The following is a 5,664-nucleotide window of genomic DNA, read 5'->3' on the forward strand; positions in this document are numbered from 1 at the left end:
ATCTCGCCAGCCGCGAGGACCGGCTGGCCTCAGGCGTGATCTCCCGAGCCCGCCCCGCTGGTTACCGCGCCGCCCCTCCCCATGGCCCCGCCAGCATAGCCCACGCAGGGTGCACCGTGCTACTGCGGGTTGGCCGCACCCTACTCTCGCGTCCGCCCACCCGCTTGACCCGCCGCCCGCCGGGCGAGATCGGGAAGAGCTCGAACCTGAACAGACGCCTGGTGGGCAGCGCCGAGCTGGGCACGCTCGCCGCCTACCGGGCACTCCGCGAGCCGCTGCGGTCGGAAATGCTCCAGCCGGTGTCTCCGGGGCCGAGCCTCGGGCGCGAATGGTCCGGGCGGTGGGCGTTCCCTGAAGCGGCTCTTTGACCTCTGCGGGCAGCCGATCCGGGTCCATCGGGCGATGGTGGTTCGCCGCGCTCGGATCCAGCATGCCGATTGCGCGCGGCATCGAGCCAGGCCGCGCGACGCCCACGCTGTAGCCGAGTCCGTTGACAGGCGGCGCCCTTCCACTCAGAATCCAGCGGGAGAGGAGACCCGCATGACCCGGCGCCCCTCGCGGCGACTCGCCGTCCTGTTCCTGGCCGTGGTCGCCGTCGGTCTCGCCTCGAGTCCCCGCGGGGCCGCCCAGGCGCCGGCGCCGGTCAAGCGAGGCGGCCTCCTCGTCCTTGCCCGGCAGGGCGAGGCCACGAACCTCGATCCCCACAAGGTCCCGGCCTTCACGAGCCATCGCGTCTTCGAGCTCGTCTACTCCACGCTCACCCGGCTCGGCCCCGACCTCAGCGTCCAGCCCGAGCTGGCCGAGTCGTGGACCCTGTCATCGGACGGCCGCCAGCTCACGCTGCGCCTGCGCCCGGCCCGGTTCCACAACGGCGAGCCCCTGTCCAGCGCGGACGTGAAATTCACCTTCGAGCGGATCCTGAATCCGCAGACCAAGGCCGTCGCCCGGGCCTTCTTCGCCGACCTCGACCGGGTCGAGGCCCCCGATCCGCGGACGGTCGTCCTGCATCTCAGGCAGCCCAACGTGGCGCTGCTGATCTACATGGCTCATCCCAACGCGAGCATCGTCTCCGAGAAGGTCGCCCGGGCGGCGAACGACGATCTTTCCCGGAAAGAGCACGCGATCGGCACCGGGCCCTTCCGCCTGGCCGAGTGGGCACCGGACAACTTCATGCGCTTCGAGGCCTCTCGCGACTTTTACGTCCAGGGCCAGCCGTACCTCGACGGCGTGCGGATCAACATCGTCCCCGACGAGGCCGGCCTGACCGCCGCGCTGCGGACGAAGGCCGCCGACCTGGCGCTCATCGCGGATGCCCGGGTGGCCCAGACGCTCGCCCGCGAGGCGGGCCTCGCCATCAGCGCCAAGCCGAGTCTCAACTATCACCTCCTCTTCCTCAACACCAAGCGCAAGCCCCTCGACCACCCCAAGGTCCGCCAGGCCATCGCCTCCGCGATCGACCGGAAGCAGATCATCGACACCGTCGCGCTCGGCGCCGGCGACCCGACCGGCCCCCTGCCGCCGGCGCTCCCCTTCTATGCCCTGCCCACGACCGAGTTCCCGCTGTACACGCGGGACGTCGCCCGCGCCCGCCGCCTCCTCCAGGAGGCCGGAGTGGGGCCGGTCCAGCTCACCCTGCTCACCCAGTCCACCGAGCCGGTCTACGCCAAGGACATCGCCCAGATCGTCCAGCAGCAGCTCGGCGAGGCGGGCATCAAGGTGACCATCGAGCTCCTGGAGTTCGGCCAGTGGGTGCAGCGGTGGCTCAAGGCCGACTTCGAGATGGCGCCCGGGCTCAATTCCGGTCAGCCGGATCCCGATTTCTACCTCTTCCGCTACTTCACGAACGACGGCAACCTGAACTTCGTCCACTCCTACCAGAACGACGCCGCCAGCGACGCGATCAAGCGCGCCCGCGCGCTCGCGGATCCTCAGCGGCGCCGCGAGCTCTACGCGGTCGCCCAGCGGGAGCTGGTGACCGGCGTCCCCTTCGTGTGGCTCTATGTCGGGCGGGACTACGTGGGTCTCCAGGCGACCACCAAGGGCTTCGTCCACCTCCCGACGGGCTCCGTCGCGTATCTGCGGCAAACCTGGCTCGACAAGTAGGGAGCGCGGGCAGTCTGGGTCTCTACCTCGCCAAGCGGCTGCTGAGCCTGGTCCCGACCCTGCTCGGCGTCTCCGTCCTCACCTTTCTCTTCCTGCGCCTGATCCCCGGCGATGCGATCGCCGTGCGGCTCGGCACCTCGACCGTGTTGAGCCCCGAGCAGATCGCCGAGCTACGCGCGTACTTCGGCCTCGATCAGCCGCTCTACTCCCAGTACCTCACCTGGCTCGGCGCCCTCCTGCGCGGGGACGCCGGCTATTCGATTCGCACCGGTCACCCGGTCCTCGCCGAGATCATGGGCCGCCTGCCGGTGACGGCCGAGCTGGCGCTGGCGGCGGCGGTGGTCGCCCTGGGGGTGGGGCTCCCGCTCGGCGTGACCTCGGCCCTGCGCCCCGACACGGCGCTCGACCTGGGGGCCCGGAGCTTCGGCCTCCTGGGACTCGCCCTGCCGAACTTCTGGCTCGGGACGCTGTTCGTCCTGCTCTTCGCCCGCTATCTCCGCTGGATGCCCAACACCGGGGGCTACGTCGGGCTGGCCCACGATCCGGTGGCCAACCTGCGCTTCCTCGTCTTCCCGGCGATCACCCTGGGGGTGGCGATGGCGGCGGTGGTGATGCGCACGACGCGCTCGGCCATGCTCGACGTCCTCGGGGCCGACTACATCCGCACCGCGCGCGCCAAGGGATTGAGTGGCACGGCGGTCGTCTCCCGGCACGCCCTGAAGAACAGCCTGATCGTCGTCGTGACGATCTTGGGCATCCAGGTCGGCTACCTGCTGAGCGGAGCCGTCGTGGTCGAGGAGATCTTCGCGGTCCCGGGGCTCGGCCGCATGCTCCTCACCGCCATCCACCAGCGGGACTACGCGCTGGTCCAGGGCGCCGTGCTGGTGGTCGCCCTCCTCTTCGTCGCGGTCAACACCCTCGTCGACGTGCTCTATGGCTACCTCGATCCGCGCATTCGTCAGCGGTAAGCAGGCCGCCAGCGGCGCGCGGGCCGGCCTCCTGATCGTCGGCCTCTTCGGCCTGCTGGCGCTCGTCGCCGATTGGCTGCCGCTCCGGAGCCCGTTCGAGATGACCCCTCAGCACCGCCTGGCCGGTCCGAGCTGGGCGCAGCCGTTGGGCGCCGACGCCTTCGGCCGCGATCTCCTCAGCCGCACGATCTACGGCGCCCGGCTGTCCCTGCGCGTCGCGCTGGCCTCGGTCGCCGGCGCCGTCGTCGCCGGCGGCCTGCTCGGGCTCGTCTCGGGCTACGCCGGCGGCCGCCTCGACCAGGCGATCATGCGCGCCATGGACGTGTTCTTCTCGTTCCCGGCGATCCTCCTCGCCCTCGGCATCGTGGCCGCGTTGGGCCCGAGCCCCGACAACGTGATCATCGCCATCGCCGTCGTCTACACCCCGATCTTTGCCCGCATCGTGCGCGGCCCGGTCCTGGCCATGAAGGAGCGCGAGTTCGTCGAGGCCACCCGCGCCCTGGGGGCGGGGGCCGGGCGGATCGTCGGGCGGCACATCCTGCCGAACCTCACCTCGGTCCTGGTGGTGCAGACGAGCATCGCGCTCTCGTGGGCGGTGCTGACCGAGGCCTCGCTGTCGTTCCTGGGGCTGTCCGCTCAGCCGCCGGCGCCTTCCTGGGGCACCATGCTGAACGAGGGCCGGCAGCATCTCGAGCTGGCGCCCCACATGGCGATCCTGCCCGGGCTCGCCATCATGCTGGCCGTCCTCGGCTTCAACCTGCTGGGCGACGCCCTGCGGGATCTCCTCGACCCGCGCGGCCGACGGTGAGCGCGGACCTCGTCGTGGCCCCGGCGACCGCCGAGGACCTCCCGGTCCTCGCCGAGCTGATGGCCGCCTCGTCTCTTCTGCTGCGCTACGGGACCACCCGGGACACGGCGCTCGCCGCCCTCGTCCGGGCGCGGCGAGCCGGCGACGTTCTCCTGACGGGTCGCCCGGCGGGCGCTCCGCCGCGAGGACTGGCCTGGGTCATCCCGAGCCGGATCCTCACCGGGGCCGCCTATCTGCGGCTCCTTCTGGTCGCCCCCTCCGAGCAGCGGACGGGACTCGGCGCCCGCCTCCTGGCGGCGGCCGAGGACCGGGCGCGCGGCGGGGCCAATCACCTCGTCCTGCTGGTCACCGCGGACAACACGGGCGCCCGACGCTTCTACGAGCGCCACGGGTACCGGCACGTCGGCGACCTGCCGGACTTCGCCCGGCCCGGCCTCGACGAGGCCCTCTATCAGAAGGCCCTGCGGCCGCCCGCCGACCGGCTCTCCGTGTGACTCGGTATCGCGCCCCCCGGGAAAGGAAAACCCCCGGCACGACACGTCCGGGGGTTTGGGACCGCCCGCCGCGACGCGGCGGGCGCGATCAGGGAGCGACGAAAGGATTGGCGGAGAGGCCGGGATTCGAACCCGGGACCGGGCTCAACACCCGGTAACCGCTTAGCAGGCGGCTGCCTTCGGCCGACTCGGCCACCTCTCCGCGCGAGAATTCATCTTCGCGGGGGCATCAGGGTTTGTCAACCGGCGCCGGCCGTCACTGGCCCGTCATCTCCTTCAGCGTCTTGCGCGCGAAGCCGGCCGGGGGCTGGAACTCCGCGGCCGGCACCGACCGGCTCTCCGCCTTCACGACCTCGACGGTCACCCCCGCTGTCCGGCTCACCACCCGCACCGGATAGCCCTCGCCAGCGAGCTTCCACGAGGGGTCCGCGCCGGGGAGCCCCTGGCGACGCCGGTTCGGATCACAGCCGGGGGCGGCCTTCGCCATCTCGGTCGAGAAGCGCTCGAGCTTCGCGGGATCGAGCTCCCGCCACGCCGTGATCCCGGGCGCGATCCAGAGCTCCGAGTCGACCTTCCCGTCGGCCAGGAGCTCGTAGCGCACCGCCGGTTGCCCCGCGATCGTTGCTTGCTGTCCCGTCTTGCGCAGCTCGAGCTGCGGCTCCGGGCAGGCCGCCCCCCCGCCGCCCGCCGGCTGTTGCCGGGAGCGGAGCATCTGCTCGGCCATCTTGCGCTGCTCGGGCGGCATATCCTTCATCGCCTCTTCCATGGCCTTCATCGCGCCCGCCATCTGCCCGGCCGCGGCCTGGAGGGCCCCCGTGATCGTCTGCACGTACTCCTGGAGCGTGGCGGTCACGAACTGCCGCCTCGGATAATCCACCTGGGTGATGGTGTCGGCATTCAGGTCCAGGATGAAGGCTCCCACCGGGCGACCGTCCGGGCCGACCATGAGCGTCTTCATCCGGTTGGCCTCGACCGTCACCTGGTGCCGCCCTTCGTCGCCACTGCCCTTCACGACCTGCTCGATGATCCACCCGGCGGAGGCCGGGGCCGCCCAGCCCAGGACTCCCGCCAGGACACCCGCGGCGACCACGCGCTGAAACCCCATTCCGTTGCTCCCTTCCGACGGGCTCGTGACTCCAGCGGTCCCGTCGGGAATCAGTCGGACACCCACGAACACTGGCGGAGGGGGAGGGATTCGAACCCCCGAGGGCTTGCGCCCATACCGGTTTTCAAGACCGGCGCCTTCAACCGCTCGGCCACCCCTCCGGAGCAATATTTCCAGTCACTTCTA

General features: G+C 71.2%; 5 protein-coding genes and 2 tRNA genes. 4 read left to right on the forward strand and 3 right to left on the reverse strand.

Features of this window, described 5'->3' with window-relative positions; genetic code table 11:
- Window positions 1-540: 540 nt before the first annotated feature.
- From VGW35_26625 to VGW35_26640, 4 genes are read left to right on the forward strand one after another with little or no spacing between them, the layout of a single operon-like run.
- Window positions 541-2,103 (forward strand): ABC transporter substrate-binding protein, encoded by a 1,563-nt coding sequence (locus VGW35_26625; GenBank protein HEV8311253.1) that lies wholly within the window; start codon window positions 541-543, stop codon window positions 2,101-2,103.
- A 14-nt stretch (window positions 2,104-2,117) separates the two neighbouring features.
- Entirely contained in the window at window positions 2,118-3,071 is a 954-nt protein-coding gene (locus VGW35_26630; GenBank protein HEV8311254.1) for an ABC transporter permease, read from the forward strand.
- Window positions 3,037-3,879, forward strand: coding sequence for an ABC transporter permease (locus tag VGW35_26635; GenBank protein HEV8311255.1), 843 nt, complete (start codon window positions 3,037-3,039; stop codon window positions 3,877-3,879). The genes VGW35_26630 and VGW35_26635 overlap by 35 nt, the downstream gene beginning before the upstream one ends.
- Window positions 3,876-4,373 carry a GNAT family N-acetyltransferase gene (locus VGW35_26640; GenBank protein ID HEV8311256.1) on the forward strand — a complete coding sequence of 166 codons (498 nt, stop codon included), beginning with the start codon at window positions 3,876-3,878 and terminating at the stop codon, window positions 4,371-4,373. Before VGW35_26635 ends, VGW35_26640 begins: the two co-directional genes overlap by 4 nt.
- 108 nt (window positions 4,374-4,481) lie before the next feature.
- On the opposite strand, the gene VGW35_26645 is transcribed toward VGW35_26640, so the two are convergent.
- The 3 genes from VGW35_26645 to VGW35_26655 all read right to left on the reverse strand — a co-directional run bounded on the left by VGW35_26645 (window position 4,482) and on the right by VGW35_26655 (window position 5,639).
- A tRNA-Ser gene (locus tag VGW35_26645) sits at window positions 4,482-4,575 on the reverse strand.
- Between the two features lie 54 nt (window positions 4,576-4,629).
- Window positions 4,630-5,478, reverse strand: coding sequence for a DUF4412 domain-containing protein (locus VGW35_26650; GenBank protein HEV8311257.1), 849 nt, complete (start codon window positions 5,476-5,478; stop codon window positions 4,630-4,632).
- A 72-nt stretch (window positions 5,479-5,550) separates the two neighbouring features.
- Window positions 5,551-5,639: transfer RNA gene (locus tag VGW35_26655), tRNA-Ser, on the reverse strand.
- Window positions 5,640-5,664 lie beyond the last annotated feature (25 nt).

It is taken from the genome of Candidatus Methylomirabilota bacterium, from assembly GCA_036005065.1.
Taxonomy (GTDB): domain Bacteria; phylum Methylomirabilota; class Methylomirabilia; order Rokubacteriales; family DASRDR01; genus DASYQW01.